Here is a 19,721-nt window from a genome sequence, read left to right as displayed (position 1 = left end):
TGCACCTTCCCCGACTGCACCGCCCCCGCCTGGTGGACCGAGGCCCACCACCTCACCCCCTGGCAGCTGGGCGGGGAAACCGACATCAACAACGCCGCCCTGCTCTGCAGCCGCCACCACCACCTCCTCCACCACGGCGCCTGGACCCTCACCATGATCCACGGCACCCCCCACTTCACCCCGCCCTACACCCTGGACCCCACCCGCCGCCCCCGCCGCAACACCTACCACCACGGCCTCCCCAGAAACTAGCAACGCCACCGACAACCGCCACCACGGCAAAGGGCCCCGATCACCACGATCGGAGCCCTTCCCACACAACCCGCAACACCCCCAAAGGCGCCAACACCTACCCCGGCAACACGCAACGGTAGACATCCAGCGTTTGTTCAACTATTGATTCCCAGGAGAAATGATCTCTGGCCCGCTGCCGGCCCTTCTCACCCATCGCGCGAGCCCTCGCCGGGTCGCTGACCACCTCAACCAGTGCGGCGGCGAAGTCGGAGACGAACTTGTCCGGGTCCAGTGGCGTGCCCGTCCCATCCGCCACCTGCTCAAGCGGAACCAACAGGCCTGTTTCGCCATGAGTCACCACTTCGGGGATGCCGCCGGTGGCGCTGGCCACCACGGCCGCCCCGCACGCCATGGCTTCCAGGTTCACTATGCCAAGAGGCTCGTAAATCGACGGGCAGGCAAACACGGTGGCGTGGCTTAGGACCTGGATGAGCTCGTGGCGCGGGAGCATCCGTTCGATAACGACTACGCCGTCTCGCTGCTCCTCCAAACCGGCTATCAGTGCGTTGACCTCGGCCCCCAGCTCGGGTGTGTCGGCGGCTCCCGCGCACAGCACCAACTGCACCTCCGGAGGCAAGGACGCCGCCGCCTTCAAAAGATAAGGAACGCCCTTTTGCCGGGTCACCCGGCCAACCCACACCACGCAGGGACGGTCGGGGTCGATCCCCAGGGCACGGACGACGTCGTCCGCCTCGTCACGCTGCCACGCCGAGACGTCGATGCCGTTGTGGATGACCTTGACCTTGCCGGGGGCGACTTCCGGATAGCTGCGCAAGATGTCCTGGCGCATGCCGTCCGAGACGGCGATGATTGCGGCGGCCGCTTCATATGCCGTCTTCTCCACCCAGGACGACAGCGCATAGCCGCCGCCCAGCTGTTCGGCCTTCCAGGGCCGCAGCGGTTCCAGGCTGTGCGCGCTCAGGACATGCGGGATGCCATGGAGCAAGGAGGCCAGATGCCCGGCCATGTTGGCATACCAGGTGTGCGAGTGCACCAGATCGGCACCGGCAATATCCGGAACGATTTGAAGATCGACGCCCAGTGTCTGCATGGCCGCATTCGCGCCCTCCAGCTGGGGCAGGTTTCCATACGTGGATACGGTGGCACCGTGATAGTTTTGGTCCCGATCGGCGCCAAACACGCGGACGCGCAGGTCCACGCGGGCGGCCAGCACACGGCTCAGCTCGGCAACGTGGACACCGGCCCCACCATATATCTCAGGGGGAAATTCCTTGGAAACAATATCGATTCGCACCCTCTCAAGGTAGTCTGTCCGGGCACTTTGTTCTAGTGTGAGGGTGTCAGGTTCCGTTACGAGTCGTGACAAAACGCAACACCAAGCTGTCGGAGGATTCGATATGGCGATCAAGAAGGTTCTGGCGATTGTATTGGCAGGCGGCGAGGGCAAAAGACTGATGCCCTTGACAGCGGACCGGGCCAAACCGGCCGTTCCCTTCGGGAGTTTTCGACTCGTGGATTTCGCGCTGTCAAATCTTGTCAATTCGCGCTACCTGAAGATCGTGGTGTTGACGCAATACAAGTCACACAGCCTGGACCGCCACATTTCCGAAACGTGGAGGATGTCGACCCAACTGGGCAACTACGTTGCCACCGTTCCCGCACAGCAACGACGCGGCAAGAGCTGGTTCCTGGGCAGCGCCAATGCGATCTATCAATCCATGAACCTGATCAACGACGCCGAGCCGGACATCGTGGTGGTGGTCGGTGCGGACCATGTCTACCGCATGGACTTTTCCCAAATGGTCCAAAGCCACATTGCGTCCGGGGCTCGGGCCACCGTGGCCGCCGTTCGCCAGCCGCTTGAGATGGCCAACCAGTTTGGCGTCATCGAAGTCGATCCCACCCAGCAGACCAGCGCGCTCGGAGCCCACAAGATCTCCGCGTTCGTCGAAAAACCCGATTCCACCCCGGGGCTGGCGGACGCACCCGACCAGTTCCTGGCCTCCATGGGGAATTACGTCTTCGATACCGATGCGCTGGTGGAAGCCCTGGAGCTCGACGCCGTCAAGAAGGACACGAAGAACGACATGGGCGGGGACATCATTCCCTATTTCGTGAACCGGAATGAGGCCTACGTCTACGACTTCTCCACGAACGACATCCCCGAGGCCACCGACCGGGACCGCAACTACTGGCGGGACGTGGGGACCATCGACTCCTACTACGACGCACACATGGACCTCATCTCCCCCATGCCCGTCTTCAACCTGTACAACCGGGCCTGGCCGATCTACACCCGGCAAACACTGTCGGCGCCGGCCAAGTTCGTCCACGGCGAACACAATGCCATCGGCACGGCACTGGATTCCATCGTGGCCCCGGGCGTGGTGGTCTCGGGCGGCATCGTGGAAAGCTCGGTGCTCTCCTATGACGTCTACGTCGGCACGGGCGCCCGTGTGCGGGAATCCGTGCTCATGGACAAGGTGATCGTCGGACCCGGGGCCGTGGTCAATAAGGCCATCATCGATAAGAACGTGAGGATCCCGGCGGGGGCCGCCATCGGGGTGGACCACGACCTCGACAGGGCCCGCGGGTTCACCGTGACGGAGTCCGGCATCACTGTCCTGAGCAAGGGGCAACTTGTGCCTACGCCGGGCGCCGCGGAACTGGAGCTGTCCCTGTCGGCGGCATCCGAACTTCCCGAGGCGCTGCAGCTGGTGATCCACTCGAAGAAGGGCCTCAAGGCCGCCATCGAGCAGGCAGTGGAGAACCAGCTCGACGCCATCGCGTCGGCGGCAGCGGCGGGAGACGCTAAAATTAAGAAGTGACTCCCGTTGACCTGACGCCCGAAGAAATCAATAATTGCATTAAAGTTTTGGAAAATATTCACATATATGATGAAGAAGATCCAAATTATGTTAATGTCCGCCGCGCCACCGGTAAAATGTTCAAGGCGGTCAAGCGGCATCGCCGCAACGCCAAAAGGGATGCCATCAATGCGGCCGATCGCGCGGTAATTGCCAAGACCGCCACGGCCGCCCCGGACCGGATCGATGATGAAACCCGGGGCAACAAACTAAAAACGTCTACGACCGGCAACATGGCCGGAACACTGCTGCGCTCGCGCCCCTGCTACATTTGCAAGCAGCATTACACGCAAGTGGACGCCTTCTACCACCAGCTGTGCCCGGACTGCGCCGCCTTCAATCACTCAAAGCGCGACGCCCGGACGAATCTGGCGGGGAAACGGGCGCTGTTGACCGGCGGTCGGGCGAAGATCGGCATGTACATTGCCTTGCGCCTGCTCCGTGACGGCGCCCACACCACCATCACCACCCGCTTCCCCAAGGATGCGGCGCGCCGCTACGCCGCCATGGAGGACAGCGCGAACTGGCTGCACCGCCTGCGCATCGTGGGCATCGATCTGCGCGACCCCAGCCAGGTCATCGCCCTGACCGATTCGCTCACGGATGCCGGTCCGCTGGACATCATCATCAACAACGCCGCCCAGACCGTGCGCCGCTCCGGCAACGCCTACAAGCCGCTCGTGGACGCCGAGTTGGAACCCCTGCCCACCGACTCCCCCATGCCCGAGCTGGTGACCTTCGGCCACGCGCACGACAAACATCCGCTGGCCCTCGCCAGCCAAATGATGGAACAGCCGCAACTGGCCGGGGATGAAATCGCCGCACTGGCCCTATCCATGGGCTCGGCATCGCTGGAGCGCATCGCCGCGGGCACGGCCATCGACGCCGGCGGGCTGGTCCCGGACGTGGCCGCCATCAACAGCTGGACCCAGGTGGTGGACGAGGTGGACCCGCTGGAGATGCTGGAGGTCCAGCTGTGCAACGTCACGGCCCCGTTCCTGCTGGTCTCGCGCCTGCGCCCGGCCATGCGGGCATCCGGCGCGCACCGCAAGTACATCGTGAACGTCTCGGCCATGGAAGGGCAGTTCTCGCGCGCCTACAAGGGCCCGGGCCACCCGCACACCAACATGGCCAAGGCGGCGCTGAACATGCTCACCCGCACCAGCGCGCAGGAAATGCTGGACTCGGACGGCATCCTCATGACGGCCGTGGACACCGGCTGGATCACCGACGAGCGCCCGCACTACACCAAGATCCGCCTGGCCGAGGAAGGCTTCCACGCCCCTCTTGACCTGGTCGACGGCGCGGCGCGCGTCTATGACCCGATCGTCATGGGCGAATCCGGCGAAGACCAATACGGCGTATTCCTCAAGGACTACAAACCGAGTCCTTGGTGACGGCCGCGCCGTCCGCCTTGGGACGCCGCGCCAGCGCCACCCGCCCGCTCGTCCCCGGCCTGGCCGCGGCCCTGGCGGCCGTCGCCGTCGCCCTGGTGGTCCACGGCCTCGTGCCGGTGCTGCCGGCCATGACCGTCGCCGTCGTGCTCGGGATCGCGGCCGTCAACCTGCCCGGCACCCGGGCACTGTGTGAGGGGCCGCTGCGGGCCGGGCTGAACTTTGCCGGCAAGCACCTCATGCGGGTGGGCATCGTGTTCCTGGGCCTGAAACTGAGTCTGGGCGACATCGCGCACCTGGGCTGGGTGACGGTGGCGCTGGTGGTCTCGGTCGTCCTGCTCAGCTTCGCCGGCACCTACTGCCTGGGCAAGCTCTTCAGGCTCGACGGCGACACCCCCTTGCTCATCGCCACCGGCTTCTCGATCTGCGGCGCATCGGCGATCGGGGCCATGGCCGCGGTCCGGGGCACCAAACACGCCGACACGGTCTTGCCGGTCGCGCTGGTGACCCTGTGCGGCACACTGGCGATCGGCGTGCTGCCCCTGCTGATGGACCCGCTGGGGCTGACCACCCTCCAGTTCGGCCAGTGGGTGGGCGCCGGCGTGCACGACGTTGGCCAGGTGGTGGCCACGGCGCAAACCGCCGGGACCGTCGCGTTGAGCGCCGCCATCGTCATCAAGCTCACCCGCGTGGTGCTGCTGGCACCGATGGTTGGTGTGGCGGGAGGACTGGAACGACGCCGGCAGACCCGGGCCAACCAGATGCCCGCATCGATACCGGCCCGGACGCCGACGTTCCCGCCGGTGATTCCCTTGTTCGTGGTGGGCTTCCTGGCCATGATCGTGCTGCGCACCGTGGGATGGCTGCCGCCGACGCTGGTCGACGCCGGCGCGACGGTCCAGGACCTTGCCCTGGGCGCGGCCCTGTTTGGGCTGGGTTCATCGGTGCGCGTGCGCGAACTCCTGCGCACCGGCCTGCGTGCCACCATCATGGCCTTGTGTTCCTGGGCGCTCATCGCCGCCCTGGCGTTTGGCGCCGTGCACCTGATGGGCGCATAGGAGGGTCGGAGGTCATCTGCGCCGGGCGTGGTTGAATGAAATGGTGTCCAATTCTAATCTCAGCCGTGTCGAGGCAGCCACGCGAAAATCGCTGCTCACCGTCCACCACTATGAAGTCTGGGTCGATGTGAGCAATGCCCGCAATCTTCACGAGCAGGGCTTTTCCACCCGAAGCACCATCACCTTCAGTTCGCGGCACGAGGGTGCCGCAACGTTTCTGGACTTCATCGGTCCGGGCGTGGAATCGGTGATCCTCAACGGCCGGGCGCTGGATGTGGCACAGGTGGTGGATGGGGCGCGCATCCACCTGCCCGGCCTGGCCCTGGAGAACCAGGTCTCCGTCACGGCCACCGCGGCCTATTCACGCAGCGGCGAGGGCCTGCACAGATTCGTGGACCCGGCGGACGATCAGGTTTACACCTACACGCAGTATGAGCCCGCCGATGCCCGGCGCGTGTTCGCCAACTTTGAGCAGCCGGACCTCAAGGCCCCATTCACGTTCCACGTAACCGCGCCGGCGCACTGGGAGGTTGCCTCCAATCGGCCCGTGGCCGGTTACAGGGACGTGGCGTTCGACGCCGCCGGGGTCCCGGTCTCCGGCGAGTGGGACTTCGCCCCCACGCTTCCCATCTCCACCTACATCACCACCATCCTGGCAGGGCCGTACTTCAAGGCCTCGGACCACTTCAGCATGACCTTTGGCGAGGACAGCGCACACGCCGGAACCGTGCTGGACATCCCCTTGACGGCCTATTGCCGGTCCTCGCTGCAGGCGAACTTTGACACGGACCCGATCTTCGCGGTGACCAAGGCCGGCCTGGCCTATTTCAACGAAATATTCGACTACCCGTACCCGTTCGGCAAGTACGACCAGGCGTTCGTGCCCGAGTACAACCTCGGTGCCATGGAAAATCCCGGCCTGGTGACCTTCACCGAGTCCTACATCCACACCTCCCGCGCGACGGACACCCAGTACCAACAACGCGCCAACACGATCATGCACGAGATGGCACACATGTGGTTTGGCGACCTCGTGACGATGAGCTGGTGGGACGATCTCTGGCTCAAGGAGTCGTTTGCCGACTTCATGGGCCACCTGGCCGTGGCCGAGGCCACCGACTGGGGGGCGAAGTCCTGGACGTTGTTTGCCAGCCGGCGCAAGGTGTGGGCCTACCTACAGGACCAGCTGCCCACCACGCATCCCATTGTGGCGGACATCCCCCACCTGGAAGCGGCCAAGCAAAACTTTGACGGCATCACCTACGCCAAGGGCGCCTCGGTCCTCAAGCAACTGGTCGCCTATGTTGGCCGGGATGCGTTCATGGCCGGTGCGCGGGACTATTTCGCCGCCCATGAATACGCCAACACCACCCTCGCGGACCTGCTGGTGCCGCTGAGTGCGGCATCCGGCCGGGACCTGTCCACCTGGGCCGGGCAGTGGCTCCAGACGGCCGGCATCTCCACCCTGACACCGGTCATGGACGTCGCGGACGGGCTCATCACCGGGCTGAGCATCACCCAGGAGGCGGTGGACCCCGTCACCGGCCGCCCCGCACTTCGCCCGCATCGGATCGGCATCGGCTTGTTCAATCACGACGACGGCCGGCTGGTTCGGTCCCATTCGGTCACCATCGATGTGGCCGGGGACCAGACGGCCGTCCCGGAGCTGGTGGGACTGCCCGCCCCGGCCCTGCTGGTGGTCAACGACCGGGACCTCACCTACGCGAAGGTGCGCCTGGACGACGTCTCGCTGGCCACGGCGCTGCAATCGCTGGGCCGGATCGAGGATCCGCTGGCCCGCAGCCTGGTGTGGTCGTCACTGTGGAACGCCGTGCGCGACGCCCTGGTGCCGGCGGAGGTCTACGTCCGGGCGGTGTGCGACCACGCCGCCGGCGAGAAGGACATCGCGCTGCTGCAGTCGCTGGTGGACAACGCCCGCCAGGCCGTGGCGAACTACTGCCCGGCCGCGAACCGGGACGAGGTGCGCGCGCTGCTGGTGGCCGGCGTCGAGGAACACCTGGGCGCGGCGGCGGCCGGCGGGGATGAACAACTCGTCTGGGCCCGCACTCTTGGTGCCCTGGGGCGCTCCACCGACGCCACCACGGCCCGCCTGCGCGAGCTCCTGGCCGGGGAGCCCGGCGGTGCCGCGGGCAAGGGCGTCCCGGCCGGGCTCGCCGTCGACTCGGCCCTGCGCTGGGTGTTCTGGCAGGCGCTGGCCGCACGGGGTGGGGCGGACGCCGGGGAACTCGACGCCGAACTGGCCCGCGCCACGACGGCCGAGACCCGGGCCAACCGGTTGACGGCCGGGGCCGCCATGCCGGACGCGGCCGTCAAGGCCCGGGCGTGGCAGGACGCCGTGATTGGCACGGAGCTGACCAATGAACTGCTCGGCGCCACGATCGAAGGCTTCACGGTGGGCGGCCATGAGCTCCTGGCCCCCTATGTGGAGCCCTACTTTGCGGCCCTGACCGGCGTCTGGGAGTCGCGCAGCATTGAAATCGCGGGCCGCATTGTCCGCGGCCTCTTCCCGGCGCAGCAGGACCTGGCGCCGGGGACGCAACCGGCGGATCACCCGGTGGTGCGCCGGTGTGACGCCTGGCTGGCGGAGAATCCGGACGCGGCGTCCGGCTTGCGCCGCATCATCCTCGAGCAGCGCGACCACCTCCTGCGCTCACTTACGGCGCAGGGCGCGAACCAACTCGTGCGTTCCTGAGACCGGTGGCGGCGGTGACAACCATCAGGGCGGTCACCGCCAGCCACACGGCCACGGCCAGCCAGCTCGCCCACCGGCCGATTTCGCCCAGCAACGGCACCCCGGCAATCCGGCCAAAGTGGAAGCTGGCCACGGAGTACATGCCCAGCGGGAACACGATGCTCCATAGCCCGGTCCCGTAAACCAGCCGCTCACGGCGGACCACATGGCGCCAAAAGCCGAAGATCACCAGCAGCGGCACCCACCACATGCCAAAGGCCCACAACATATACGACAACCCGCCCACCACCGGGACCGTGAGCCGCAGGAGGGGGTCATCCGCGGGCAGGCCCAGGATGTGGGAGCCGGCCAGCACCGTGATGGCCGTGGCGCCCATGTAGATCCAGTTCGACGGGACAATCCCGTCCCGGGGACCGGTCCCGGCCAGCAGGCGCAGGGTGACCAGCGTCGTCAGCATCAGGTACAGCAGCACGCCGATCCCCCACAGCCCCACCGCCGCATTGACCAGCAGCGCCTGCGCCATGCCCCCGCCCGGCCCCGCGCCGTCGAGCAGGCCGCGGGCCAGCGTGGCGGCGGCCACCGACACCGACTGCGTGGCCACCACCCACAGGAACCAGCTGCCGTCCGCCTGCGCGGCCGTGCCCTTCGCCGATCCGCCCGGGCGCAGCATGACGATGGCGGGGATGCCGTAGGTGAACGCCAGCCACAGCGGAACGCTTGCCGCGGCGAGGACCCAGGTCACCACGGGGGCCGTGGCGCTGAAGCCGGCCCCCACCACGTTTAGGGCGGCCACAAGGGTAAAGAAGCCAAAGGTGGCGCGGGGGTCAAGCGCGTCGCGGCGAAGGCCGCCGTAATCGGTGGCCAGCCGCCACGCAAGGCCGGCCAGCAGCACCACCAGGGCCGCGGCGGACACTCCAAGCAGTAGGCGGGAGAAGACGCTCAGCCCCACGTCCTCCAGCGCCAGCGCCACGATGCCCGTGGCCATGACGAACGAAAAAGCCGCCGGCGGTTGCCGCCGGAACACCCCCGCAAGCAGGCCCGTCACGGGATGCGTTCAAGCCAGGCGCGGGTGCCGAACTTCGCCTCCACGCGTCGGGCGGCCTCGGCGAGCTCGCCATCGGTGAGCGTGGCCGCCCGGGCATCATAGCGCTCGACGAAGGCGGCCATCAGGTGCTCCAGGATCTCCGTCCGGCCGAGTCCTGTCTGCCGCCGCAGCGGGTCGACTCTTTTCTTGGCGGAGCGGGTGCCCTTGTCCGACAGTTTTTCCTTGCCGATGCGCAGCACGTCCACCATTTTGTCCGCGTCAATGTCGTAGCTCATCGTCACATGGTGGAGCATGCCGCCGTTGCTCAGGCGTTTTTGCGCGGCCCCGCCGATCTTGCCCTGATCGGTGGCGATGTCATTGAGCGGCACGTAGTAGGCCTGCACGCCAAGGGATGCCAGCGCCGCCAGGACCCAGCTGTCCAGGAACTTGTACGAGTCCTCGAAGGAAAGCCCGTCCACGAGGGTCTGCGGCAGGTAGAGCGAGTAGGTGATGCAGTTGCCGGCCTCCATGAACATGGCCCCGCCGCCGCTGATCCGGCGCACCACCGTGATGCCGTGGCGCTCGACGCCGGCCGGGTCCAGTTCGTTGCGCACCGACTGGAAGCTGCCAATCACCACGGAGGGCTCATCCCAGTCCCACAACCGCAGCGTGGGGTTGCGGCGCCCGGCGCCGACCTCCTCGGTCAGGACCTCATCCAGGGCCACGTTCACGACGGTGGGGCGCACCGTGGGGGCGATGATCTCCCACTGGTGGTCGGCCCAGCCGGTCGCCTTCGCCAGGGCGCGGCGCACGGCCACCGCCACGGCCTGGGCCGAGAAGCCGAAGAGGACGACGCCGGCGGGCAGGGCTTCGGTGATGGCGGCGGCCAGCGCCGTGGCCGGGAGGTCGACCGACCTGCCGTTGAGCGCGTTGTTGATGTCCGCCAGGGCCTCGTCCGGTTCGAGGAAGAAGTCGCCGCTGACACTGACATTGGCCAGCAGCCCCTGGACGACGTCGAGATCCACCACCACGAGTTTGCCGCCGTGGACCTTGTATTCGCCGTGCAACCCAAGAGTCATGGGCCTAGTGTCCCAAGGAATTGCGGGCGGGCGCAAAAGTCCCAAGCGTCCCTTGCCTTAAACGCGCCAGGCCCGCACCAAACGGTGCGGGCCTGGACCATGAAAGGGCTCTTACTTCTTGCCGAAGTTGGCGAAGCGGGCGTTGAAGCGCTCCACGCGGCCGGCGCTGTCCATGATGCGCTGCTTGCCGGTGTAGAACGGGTGCGACTCCGAGGAAATTTCAACGTCGATGACCGGGTAGGTGTTGCCGTCTTCCCACTCGATGGTCTTGCTTGACGTCGCGGTGGAGCGCGTCAGGAACTTGGTCCCGGAAGCCAGGTCGTTGAAAACGATGGCTTCATACTTGGGGTGGGTGTTGAGCTTCACGGTTCTACCTCGAAATGTAATCGTCTGGTTTTTGCCAGACTGATGAATATTATGGCCACGGGGACCAGCTATGAACTTTACCGGTTCCCGGGCTTTTCACCAAGCCGACACGCACAAAAGCGCGCCATCAGACTAGTAGGGCCAGGGCCCGGAGGGCTTCGTCGGCGTGGGCGTCCATGTTGGTTTCGCTGCTGGTGCGAAATTGCAGGCGCAGCCCCGCATCGACGATGAACGTGGACCGCTTGGTGGGCAGCATCTTGGCCAGCAGGCGGCGGCGCACACCGAACTGGTCCGCGACGGCGCCGGCCCGGTCGCTGAGCAGCGGAAACGTGAAGTGGTTCTCGGTGGCAAACGCCAGCTGCCTGGCCGGCGAATCCGTGCTGATGCCCACGATCGCTGCCCCCGCCGCGGCAAATTCCGGTTCCAGGTCCCGGAAGTGGCAGGCCTCCTGGGTGCACCCGCCGCTGCCGGCCAGGGGATAGAAAAAGATCACCAGCGGGCCATTGGCGGCCAGCTCACCCAGGCGCCGCGGGTGTCCGTGCTGGTCCGGCAGTTCAAAGTCCTCAACCACATCACCGATCTTCATGCTTGCAGCCTACCCGCCGCGGAAATCCGGGCGCCCGGTTGGCCGCTCACGGCAGCGGCGCCCGGCAGGCGAAGAAGGCCACGGCGCTGGCGGCGGCCACATTCAGTGAGTCAACACCGGCGCGCATGGGGATCGTGACGGAGAAGTCGGCCCGGGCCAGCGTGTGCGCGCCCAGGCCATCGCCTTCCGTGCCCAGGATCAGCGCGAGTTTCTCGTCGTTGCGGGCCGCCAGGTCATCGATGGTCAGCGATCCGGGCGCCAATGCCAGTGCCGCCGTCACAAAACCGGCGCGCTGCAAGGTCTCCATGCCTTCCGGCCACTCGGCCAGCCGGGCCCAGGGAACCTGGAATACGGTGCCCATGCTGACCCGGATGCTGCGCCGGTACAGCGGGTCGGCGCAGCGCGGGCTGACGAGGACGGCGTCCACGCCCAGGGCGGCCGCGGAGCGGAACACGGCGCCGATGTTGGTGTGGTCCACGATGTCCTCCAGCACGGCCACACGGCGGGCCCCGTCCAGCAGGGTCGCCACGTCGGCGGGCTCGGGCCGGTGCATGGCGGCCATGGCCCCGCGGTGCAGGTGGAAGCCGGTGATGGCCTCCAGCATCGGCGCCGTGCCCACAAAGGCGGGGACGTCGGGGTGGGCGGCGATGACGTCGCCGAGGTCGGCAAGCCACTTTTCGGCCAGGAAGAAGGAGCGTGGCGCGTGCCCGGCATCCAGGGCCCGGCGCAGCACCCTGGAGCTTTCGGCAATGTACATGCCCTCGGCCGGTTCGCGGACGCGGCGCAGCTGGACGTCGGTCAGCGACGTGTAGTCGCTCACCCGGGGATCTGCGGGGTCGCTCAGATGGATGATCATCCGCCGCTAGCGGCGGGCTGTTGCGGCGAACCGGCCGCCGTTGGAGGTCACGTTCAGCGGCACCCCGAAGGTGGCGCTGAGGTTTTCCTCGGTCAACACGTCGTGGAGCGGACCCTGGGCGACCACACCGCCGTCGCGCAGCAATAGCGCGTGCGTGAATCCCGGCGGGACTTCCTCCAAATGGTGCGTCACCAGCACCGTGCAGGGCGCGGTGGGATCGGCGGCCAGCTCGCTCAGGCGGCTGACCAGGTCCTCGCGGCCGGCCAGGTCAAGCCCGGCGCCGGGCTCATCCAGGAGCAGGAGCTCAGGATCGCTCATCAGCGCACGGGCGATCTGCACGCGCTTGCGCTCGCCCTCACTCAGGGAGGCGAACGGGCGGTTGAGGAAGGTGGACATGCCCCAGTCCTCGAGGAGGCGGAAGGCAYGGCGTTCGTCGTCGCGCTCATACGCCTCACGCCACCGCCCGGTGACGCCGTAGGAGGCCGTGACCACCACGTTGAGCACCTTTTCATGCTCGGGGATGTGATTGGCCAGGCTGGAGGAGGCCAGGCCGATCCGGGGGCGCAGTTCAAAAACGTCGACGGCGCCGAGCACCTCGTCCAGGATGCCGGCCACGCCGCGCGTGGGGTGCATGCGGGCGCCGGCGATCTGCAGCAGGGTGCTCTTGCCGGCGCCGTTGGGGCCCAGGACAACCCAGCGTTCGCCCTCGGCCACCCGCCAGTCGATGGAATCCAACAATGTTTTGGTGCCGCGGACCACGCTGACACCGGCCAAACCCAGAACTTCGCTCATAGACATTGAGCCTATGACACCGGGGGCGGCCAACGCGAACTGCGCGGTTGGCGCGTGCGGGACAGGGCCACGGCGCGCCGCCGCCGCCGTGGATGTCGGTAGAATCGAGCCATGCCCACCACATACACCGCGGTCAGCTACGGCCATGCCCTGTCCGAGGACGCACTGGTCACGGTCCGCCGCATCCTGGCCTCTGCGGGGGCGGAGGTCACGGGCGAATCCCGTGCCCGCCATCCCGGTTTCGACGCGGCCGCATTCCAGGTCCGTGACGCCGATTTCAGCGCCACGGCATCGGAGCGCCCGGCAGGGTCGCGGGACCCTGCCGGATTTGTGGTGCGCCTGCGCCGGGCGCTGGCCGACGCCGGGCCGGCTGACGTGGACACCGCCGTCGTGCCGGACACCCTGCGCACCGCGGTCCGGAAGTTCATCATCCTGGACGTGGACTCGACCCTGATCCAGCAAGAGGTCATCGAGCTGCTGGCCGCCCACGCCGGCACCGAGGCCCAGGTGGCGAAGGTCACGGCGGCCGCCATGCGCGGCGAGCTGGACTTTGCGCAGAGCCTCCACCACCGCGTGGCAACGCTGGCGGGGCTGCCGGAGTCCGTGTTGGCCGATGTGGGGGCAAAGGTCATGCTTTCGGTGGGCGCCGAGCGGCTGGTGCGCGACGCCAGGGCCGCCGGGCACGTGGTGGCGGCCGTATCCGGCGGGTTCTCCCAGATCCTGGCGCCGCTGGCCGAAAGCCTGGGCCTGGACTTTGCGCTGGCCAACGACCTTGAAATCATCGACGGACGGCTCACCGGAAGGGTCAGCGGCGCCGTGGTGGACCGGGCCGCGAAGGCCGCATCCCTGCTCAAATGGAGCGCGGAGGCCGGCATCGACCCGGCCGCCACGATCGCCATCGGCGACGGCGCCAACGACCTGGACATGATGGCCGCGGCCGCGCTCGGGGTCGCCTTCAACGCCAAGCCCGCCGTGCGCGCCGCGGCGGACGCGCAGATCAACCTGCCCAACCTGGACGTCGTGCTCGCCCTCGCGGGCATCCGGGGCGCCTAGCGTCCACCGCGCCCGGCCACGAAACAGACCCCGCCCCGCGAACCAGCTGATGGGCAGCATACGGTTTCGCGGGGCAGGGTCTGTTGATGTGCCGGACTCTGTTTACATGCCGGACTCAATCGAATGGCCAGGCTCCGGCCTACTTGAAGTAGTCGGCCCCGCCGACGTATTCGGTGTGGCCGGATTCAACATCGGCGGTGGCCATTGCGGCCACCTCGGCGGCAAACTCGGCCACAGAGTAGAGGCGCCCGGCCTCCGCGCGGCGGGCCTCGATGGCGCCGGGGTTGGCCCGATCCAGCAGTGTGGCGGTCACGGTGCCCTCAATCATGTCCCCGGAGACCACGACCAGGGAGATGTCCTCCGCCGCAAGGGTCGGGATCAAGGCACGCAGGGCGTCTTCGCCGGCGCGCTTGCTCCGGGCCACCGGCTCGTACTCAGCCATGGTGGGCACAGTCTCGATGAAGTGCGCCTGGTGGCTGGTGACGAACACGACGCGGGAGCCGGCGGACATGAGCGGAAGGGCGCTGTTGAGCAGGTTGACCTGGGCGTCCCGGTTGAGCTTGAGCGCATAGTTCTCCGCCATGCCGCTTTCCATGCCGCCGGAGGCGTTCAGGACCACCAGGTCCAGCGACCCGAAGTTTTCCATGGCGGCGCTGACCAGCGCCTGCACGCCCTCCTGGGTGATCAGGTCGGCGCCCACGGCCACGGCCCGGCCGCCGGCGGCCGCGATCTCGGCCACCACCTTGTTGGCGCGCGGCGCCTTCTGGCGGTAGTTAACCACGACCGCGGCACCCTCGGCGGCGAGGAACTTGGCCACATCGGCGCCAACGCCGCGGGATGATCCCGTGACAATCGCCGTTTTTCCGTCAAGCTTTCCCATGAATAATCCTTTGTGCTTGGTAATAAATAGTTGTGTATGCGGCACCCGTTGGCAGTTTAGCGGCACGCGCAGGGCCGCGGCCGCCCGAACGGGCCGCGGGGCAGCTGCCGGTGGGCCTAGTGGCCCATGCCCAGGCCGCCGTCGACCGGGATCACGGCCCCGGAAATGTAGGCCGCCTCGTCGCTGCCAATCCAGCGCACCACCGCGGCCACCTCCTGGGCCGTGGCGAAGCGTCCGGCGGGGATCGTGGCGAGGTACTGCCGTTGCGTCTCCTCGGGCAGGGCGGCGGTCATGTCCGTGCTGATGAAGCCCGGTGCGACGACGTTGGCCGTGATGCCGCGGGAGCCCAGCTCGCGGGTGATGGAGCGGGCAATGCCGACCAGGCCAGCCTTGGACGCGGCATAGTTGACCTGTCCGGGCGAGCCGTAGAGTCCCACCACCGAGGAGATTAAGATCACCCGTCCTTTGCGCAGGCGGATCATGCCCTTGGACGCGCGCTTGATGACCCGGAAGGCGCCCGTGAGGTTGGTGTCCACCACGGAGGTGAAGTCGTCCTCACTCATGCGCAGCAGCAGGGTGTCCTTGGTGATGCCCGCGTTGGCCACGAGCACCTCAACCGGACCATGGGCGGCCTCCACCTCGGTGAATGCCGCATCCACGGATGCCTGGTCCGTGACGTCGGCCCGGACGCCAAGGATGCCCTCGGGCAGCTCGGACGGGGTCCTGAACGTGACGGCGACCTTGTCGCCGTTCGCCAGGAAGGACTGCGCAATGGCCAAGCCAATGCCACGGTTTCCACCGGTGACCAGGACGCTGCGGCCCCGTGCGGGTGCTGGGTCGGGTGCGCTCATGTATATCTCCATCCATTAAATCCCTTGGGAGTCGTAGTCGCATTGAATCCTACGATGAAAGGCGGCGCGGAACACAGTCGGGCTTTTGCCCCTCCCCTGCCGCGGTGAGAGAATGGGAGGGTCCCTTGGAGTGTGATGAAAGACCATTCAACAGCGCCGTCCTATGCGGGCGGCCCGCGGAAGTCCCGCCACCAGGGCGGTGCCGACGCCGAAGTACTGTCCATCACCAATGCCGCCGCAGCCCACAGCGACGACATGCACGCGCGATTTGTCAAGTATGCGGTGGCCATGGGCATCCGCATGGTGTGCATCATCCTCATCTTCGTCGTGGACGGGTGGTTCAAGATCATCCCCGTCGTCGGGGCCGTGCTGTTGCCCTGGGTGGCGGTCGTCATCGCCAACGGCGGCAGCGACACGAACCACCTGYAGGCCGGTTCGCTGCTAGAGGAGGCCCCCCAGTTTGAATTGGCCGACACCGCGGCGGCGCCGGAGGACGAGACCGGGGTCGTGCTGGAGGGCGAGGTCATTTTCGACCCCGCCGCAGGCGACGCACACACCAATGAAGTCAACACAGATATCAACGGCATGGAGGACAAAGCGTGAACCTGTTGGACATGACGGCACCCGGGCCGGCGGAGGCAATTTGTTCGCGCAAGGGGTGCCGCACCAAGGCCACCACGCAGTTGCTGTGGAACAACCCGAAGATCCACACGCCCGAGCGGCGCAAGATTTGGCTTGCCTGCGACGAGCACGCCGCCTGGCTGCAGGACTACCTGCAGGGCCGGTCCCTGTGGAAGGAAACCCTGCCGTTGACCAGCGAGGAACCCCGCTAGCTCCATGAAGACCTACAAATTCCTGTTTTCCAGCAAGTGGTTGGGCTATTTCGTGCTGGCCGTGATCTTTGCCCTGGCGTGCGTGGCGCTGGGAAACTGGCAAATGGACCGGCGCAACGACGTGGTGGCGAACATTGCCAAGATCACCGCCAACTACTCCGGCCAACCGGTGGAGTATGCCAAGGTGGCCGGGCAGTTCGACTCACTGGACCCGGCCCTGGAATGGACCCAGGTCCTGATGAAGGGCACCTACCAAACGGCCGACCAGCGCGTGGTGCGCAACCGCCCGCTCAGCGGCACGCCCGGCTACGAGGTCCTGGTCCCGCTGAAACTGGAAAACGGCGACACCGTCATCATCGACCGCGGCTGGCTGCCGATCGGCAACAAGCAGGCCGGACACCCCGACAACATCCCGCAGCCGGCATCGGGCACCGTGACGGTCGTGGCCCGGCTTAAGCCGGCCGAGCCGCAACTGGACCGCGGCGCCCCCGCCGGGCAGCTGGCCTCCATCGAACTCCATGACTACGCGGCACAACTCGGCTACCCGATCAAGACCGGCGCCTACGGGCAGCTGGCCGAGGAAACGCCCGCGGCCGCCACCAACCCGGTCCCCTTCCCGCCGCCGTCCATCGACGAGGGCTCGCACCTCAGTTACGCCATGCAATGGATCTGCTTCGGCGTCCTGGCCTTCGTCGGCTTCGGCTATGCGGCGCGCATGCAACGCCGCAATGACGAATACGACGAGTTGGAGGCCGCCGACTCGGGAATTCCCGCCGACGAGGCATACGGGCGCGGTTCGGCATTTCATCCGCGCCGGGTCAAGAAGCCCCGCAAGCCGGGCTCCCGCCCCACCGCCGAGGAGGAAGAGGACGCCATCCTCGACTCGCAGGGATTCTAGTGCCCTGCCCCGGTCGTCCGGCCCGGCGTGACTTTCATCATAGACTGGGCCTCGTGAGTGCTGAACTGAGCGAAGAAACCATCAATCCCGTGGTCGCGAACGTGCGTGCGGCCCTGCTGGCCGCCGGCCTGCCGGACACCGTGATCGTCGTCGATGACACGGTGGCCACCGCCGCCGCGGCCGCCGCGGTCCTTGGCTGCGAGGTCGGCGCCATCGCCAACAGCCTCATTTTCGAGTGCGGCGGGGAGCCCCTGCTGATTTTGGCCAGCGGCGCCGCCAAGGTCGACGTTAAATTGGTGGCCCGCGAGCACGGGCTGCCCAAGATCAGCCGGGCCACTCCGGAGTTTGTGTTGGCACACGCCGGGCAGCCCGTGGGCGGCGTGGCACCGCTGGGGCATCCGCGGCCCATTCGCGCCTTCCTGGACACCGAGCTGGCCCGGTACCCGGTGCTGTGGGCGGGCGCCGGCAGCCACCGGGCAATGCTCTCCCTCGGCTATGAGGACCTGGCGCGGGTCACGGGAGCCGTGGCCACCGCGGTCCGCTGACCGCGGCCGGCGGGACGCGCTGGGCAGCTCGGCATTCAGCCACGTCTACAGCTAGGCGAGCGTGATCAGGTCCAGGTAGTCGTGGCTCCACAGGTCCTCGTCCCCGTCGGGGAGCAGCACTACCCGCTCGGGATCCAGTGCCTCCACGGCCCCTTCGTCGTGGCTGACCAGGACCACGGCGCCGGAATAGTTCTTCAACGCCCCCAGGATCTCGGCCCGGCTGGCCGGGTCCAGGTTGTTGGTCGGTTCATCCAGGAGCAGCACATTGGCCGACGACGCCACGATCGTGGCCAGGGCCAGACGGGTCTTCTCGCCGCCGGAGAGCACCCCGGCCGGCTTGTTGACGTCGTCGCCGGAGAATAGGAAGGATCCGAGGATGCCGCGCACCTCGGCGTCGTTCATGGTGCCGGCGGAGGAGCGCATATTCTCCAGGACGGTCCGGTTGACGTCCAGGGTGTCGTGCTCCTGGGCGTAGTAGCCGATCTTCAGCCCGTGCCCGGGGATGACTTCCCCCGTGTCCGGCCGCGAGACGCCGGCCAGCATGCGCAGCAGCGTGGTCTTGCCGGCACCGTTGAGACCTAGGATGACCACCTTGGAGCCGCGGTCGATGGCCAGACTGACGTCGGTAAAGATTTCCAGGGACCCGTAGGACTTGCTCAGCCCCTCCGCCATCAGGGGGGTCTTGCCGCACGGGGCGGGCTCGGGGAAGCGCAGCGCGGCGACCCGGTCCTGGGCGCGCACGTCTTCGAGCCCGGCCAGCAACCGTTCGGCCCGCTTGGCCATGTTTTGCGCGGCCACGGCCTTGGTGGCCTTGGCGCGCATCTTGTTGGCCTGGTCCATCAGGACGCCGGCCTTCTTTTCCGCGTTGGCGCGTTCCCGGCGCCGGGCCCGCTCGTCGGTTTCCCGCTGGGCCAGGTACTTTTTCCAGCCGAGGTTGTATTGGTCGATCGTGGCGCGGTTGGCATCCAGGTGGAAAACCTTATTCACCGTGGCCTCCAACAGTTCGGTGTTGTGGCTGATCACGATCAGCCCGCCCTGGTGGTTCTTGAGGAAGTCGCGCAGCCACGCGATGGAATCGGCGTCCAGGTGGTTGGTGGGCTCATCCAGGAGCATGGTCTGGGCGCCGGAGAAGAGGATCCGGGCCAGCTCGACGCGGCGGCGCTGGCCGCCGGAGAGTGTTTTGAGCGGCTGATTCAGGATGCGCTCGGGCAGGGCCAGGTTGGAGGAAATAGCGGCGGCCTCGGCCTCGGCGGCATACCCGCCGCCGGCCAGGAACTCGTTCTCCAGGCGGTCGTAGCGGCGCATGGCCTTGTCCCGGACCGTGGTGTCCTCGCTGGCCATCTCGGCTTCGGCGGCGCGCAGCTTGGTGATGACCTTGTCGAGGTCGCGGGCGGCCAGGATGCGGTCGCGGGCCAATTGCTCCATGTCGGGGGTGCGCGGATCCTGGGGCAGGTAGCCGATCTCCCCGGCGCGGGTGACCTTGCCGCCGGCCGGCAGGCCCTCACCGGCGAGCACCCGGGTCAGCGTCGTCTTCCCGGCACCGTTGCGCCCCACCAGGCCGATTTTGTCGCCCTTGTCGATCCGGAATGACACTTCGTCCATGAGCAGTCGCGCCCCGGCGCGTAACTCAAGGTCTTGGACCGTAATCAACGTAGTAACCTTTCAGAGGTG

The 19,721-nt window shown here is 67.2% G+C and carries 20 protein-coding genes; 10 read left to right on the top strand and 10 right to left on the bottom strand.

Annotated features, from left to right (window positions below):
- Positions 1-252, top strand: a 252-nt coding sequence (locus AB4Y80_RS08065; protein ID WP_442213509.1) for an HNH endonuclease signature motif containing protein, incomplete at its 5' end; no start/stop codon positions are given.
- A gap of 97 nt (positions 253-349) precedes the next feature.
- On the opposite strand, the gene glgA is transcribed toward AB4Y80_RS08065, so the two are convergent.
- On the bottom strand, positions 350-1,549 hold the full coding sequence (gene glgA / locus AB4Y80_RS08060; protein WP_442213507.1) for a glycogen synthase: 1,200 nt from the start codon (positions 1,547-1,549) through the stop codon (positions 350-352).
- A gap of 103 nt (positions 1,550-1,652) precedes the next feature.
- On the opposite strand from glgA, the gene glgC reads away from it, so the two are divergent.
- Genes glgC through pepN form a run of 4 tightly spaced genes read left to right on the top strand, consistent with a single transcriptional unit; the run spans position 1,653 to position 8,287 of the window.
- Entirely contained in the window at positions 1,653-3,083 is a 1,431-nt protein-coding gene (glgC, locus tag AB4Y80_RS08055; protein ID WP_442213504.1) for a glucose-1-phosphate adenylyltransferase, read from the top strand.
- Positions 3,080-4,519 carry an SDR family NAD(P)-dependent oxidoreductase gene (locus AB4Y80_RS08050; RefSeq protein WP_442213502.1) on the top strand — a complete coding sequence of 480 codons (1,440 nt, stop codon included), beginning with the start codon at positions 3,080-3,082 and terminating at the stop codon, positions 4,517-4,519. Before glgC ends, AB4Y80_RS08050 begins: the two co-directional genes overlap by 4 nt.
- A complete protein-coding gene (locus tag AB4Y80_RS08045; protein ID WP_442213500.1) occupies positions 4,516-5,574 on the top strand; it encodes a YeiH family protein in 1,059 nt (352 codons plus the stop codon). Before AB4Y80_RS08050 ends, AB4Y80_RS08045 begins: the two co-directional genes overlap by 4 nt.
- A gap of 43 nt (positions 5,575-5,617) precedes the next feature.
- Positions 5,618-8,287 (top strand): aminopeptidase N, encoded by a 2,670-nt coding sequence (gene pepN, locus AB4Y80_RS08040; RefSeq protein ID WP_442213497.1) that lies wholly within the window; start codon positions 5,618-5,620, stop codon positions 8,285-8,287.
- Here pepN and AB4Y80_RS08035 read toward each other — a convergent pair.
- The 6 genes from AB4Y80_RS08035 to AB4Y80_RS08010 form a co-directional block, all read right to left on the bottom strand.
- A complete protein-coding gene (locus AB4Y80_RS08035; RefSeq protein WP_442213495.1) occupies positions 8,250-9,332 on the bottom strand; it encodes a tellurite resistance/C4-dicarboxylate transporter family protein in 1,083 nt (360 codons plus the stop codon). The two genes, pepN and AB4Y80_RS08035, sit on opposite strands and share 38 nt — an antisense overlap.
- The gene (locus tag AB4Y80_RS08030) at positions 9,329-10,390 is read right to left on the bottom strand and encodes a lipoate--protein ligase family protein (protein ID WP_442213493.1); all 1,062 of its coding nucleotides are present in this window, start codon (positions 10,388-10,390) and stop codon (positions 9,329-9,331) included. The genes AB4Y80_RS08035 and AB4Y80_RS08030 overlap by 4 nt, the downstream gene beginning before the upstream one ends.
- A 111-nt stretch (positions 10,391-10,501) precedes the next feature.
- The gene (locus AB4Y80_RS08025; RefSeq protein ID WP_442213491.1) at positions 10,502-10,756 is read right to left on the bottom strand and encodes a type B 50S ribosomal protein L31; all 255 of its coding nucleotides are present in this window, start codon (positions 10,754-10,756) and stop codon (positions 10,502-10,504) included.
- A 127-nt stretch (positions 10,757-10,883) separates the two neighbouring features.
- The gene (locus tag AB4Y80_RS08020; protein ID WP_442213489.1) at positions 10,884-11,342 is read right to left on the bottom strand and encodes a peroxiredoxin; all 459 of its coding nucleotides are present in this window, start codon (positions 11,340-11,342) and stop codon (positions 10,884-10,886) included.
- Between the two features lie 46 nt (positions 11,343-11,388).
- Positions 11,389-12,198: a TrmH family RNA methyltransferase gene (locus tag AB4Y80_RS08015; RefSeq protein ID WP_442213487.1), complete on the bottom strand. Its 810-nt coding sequence runs from the start codon at positions 12,196-12,198 to the stop codon at positions 11,389-11,391.
- Between the two features lie 6 nt (positions 12,199-12,204).
- Positions 12,205-12,990, bottom strand: a complete 786-nt coding sequence (locus tag AB4Y80_RS08010; protein ID WP_442213485.1) for an ABC transporter ATP-binding protein — start codon at positions 12,988-12,990, stop codon at positions 12,205-12,207.
- A 111-nt stretch (positions 12,991-13,101) separates the two neighbouring features.
- Here AB4Y80_RS08010 and serB point away from each other — a divergent pair, with 111 nt between their 5' ends.
- Positions 13,102-14,043 carry a phosphoserine phosphatase SerB gene (gene serB, locus AB4Y80_RS08005; RefSeq protein WP_442213483.1) on the top strand — a complete coding sequence of 314 codons (942 nt, stop codon included), beginning with the start codon at positions 13,102-13,104 and terminating at the stop codon, positions 14,041-14,043.
- A gap of 139 nt (positions 14,044-14,182) precedes the next feature.
- Here the strand turns inward: serB and AB4Y80_RS08000 are convergent, their stop codons facing one another.
- Together AB4Y80_RS08000 and fabG are read right to left on the bottom strand one after the other, a co-directional pair.
- Entirely contained in the window at positions 14,183-14,923 is a 741-nt protein-coding gene (locus AB4Y80_RS08000) for an SDR family oxidoreductase (RefSeq protein WP_442213480.1), read from the bottom strand.
- A 116-nt stretch (positions 14,924-15,039) separates the two neighbouring features.
- The gene (gene fabG, locus AB4Y80_RS07995) at positions 15,040-15,774 is read right to left on the bottom strand and encodes a 3-oxoacyl-ACP reductase FabG (RefSeq protein ID WP_442213477.1); all 735 of its coding nucleotides are present in this window, start codon (positions 15,772-15,774) and stop codon (positions 15,040-15,042) included.
- Positions 15,775-15,909: 135 nt separating this feature from the next.
- Between fabG and AB4Y80_RS07990 the strand changes: the two genes are divergently transcribed.
- From AB4Y80_RS07990 to AB4Y80_RS07975, 4 genes are read left to right on the top strand one after another with little or no spacing between them, the layout of a single operon-like run.
- Positions 15,910-16,377, top strand: coding sequence for a DUF3099 domain-containing protein (locus AB4Y80_RS07990; RefSeq protein ID WP_442213475.1), 468 nt, complete (start codon positions 15,910-15,912; stop codon positions 16,375-16,377).
- An 11-nt stretch (positions 16,378-16,388) separates the two neighbouring features.
- The gene (locus tag AB4Y80_RS07985) at positions 16,389-16,607 is read left to right on the top strand and encodes an acetone carboxylase (protein ID WP_442213515.1); all 219 of its coding nucleotides are present in this window, start codon (positions 16,389-16,391) and stop codon (positions 16,605-16,607) included.
- A gap of 4 nt (positions 16,608-16,611) precedes the next feature.
- Positions 16,612-17,505, top strand: a complete 894-nt coding sequence (locus tag AB4Y80_RS07980) for an SURF1 family cytochrome oxidase biogenesis protein (RefSeq protein WP_442213473.1) — start codon at positions 16,612-16,614, stop codon at positions 17,503-17,505.
- Between the two features lie 53 nt (positions 17,506-17,558).
- On the top strand, positions 17,559-18,050 hold the full coding sequence (locus AB4Y80_RS07975; RefSeq protein WP_442213471.1) for a YbaK/EbsC family protein: 492 nt from the start codon (positions 17,559-17,561) through the stop codon (positions 18,048-18,050).
- Between the two features lie 51 nt (positions 18,051-18,101).
- Here AB4Y80_RS07975 and AB4Y80_RS07970 read toward each other — a convergent pair whose 3' ends face one another.
- The gene (locus AB4Y80_RS07970) at positions 18,102-19,700 is read right to left on the bottom strand and encodes an ABC-F family ATP-binding cassette domain-containing protein (protein ID WP_442213469.1); all 1,599 of its coding nucleotides are present in this window, start codon (positions 19,698-19,700) and stop codon (positions 18,102-18,104) included.
- Between the last annotated feature and the right edge of the window lie 21 nt (positions 19,701-19,721).

It is taken from the genome of Specibacter sp. RAF43 (genome assembly GCF_052114065.1).
Classification (GTDB): Bacteria; Actinomycetota; Actinomycetes; order Actinomycetales; family Micrococcaceae; genus Specibacter.
Note: the sequence above shows the minus strand (reverse complement) of the source record. Positions and strands in the feature narration are given on the sequence as shown.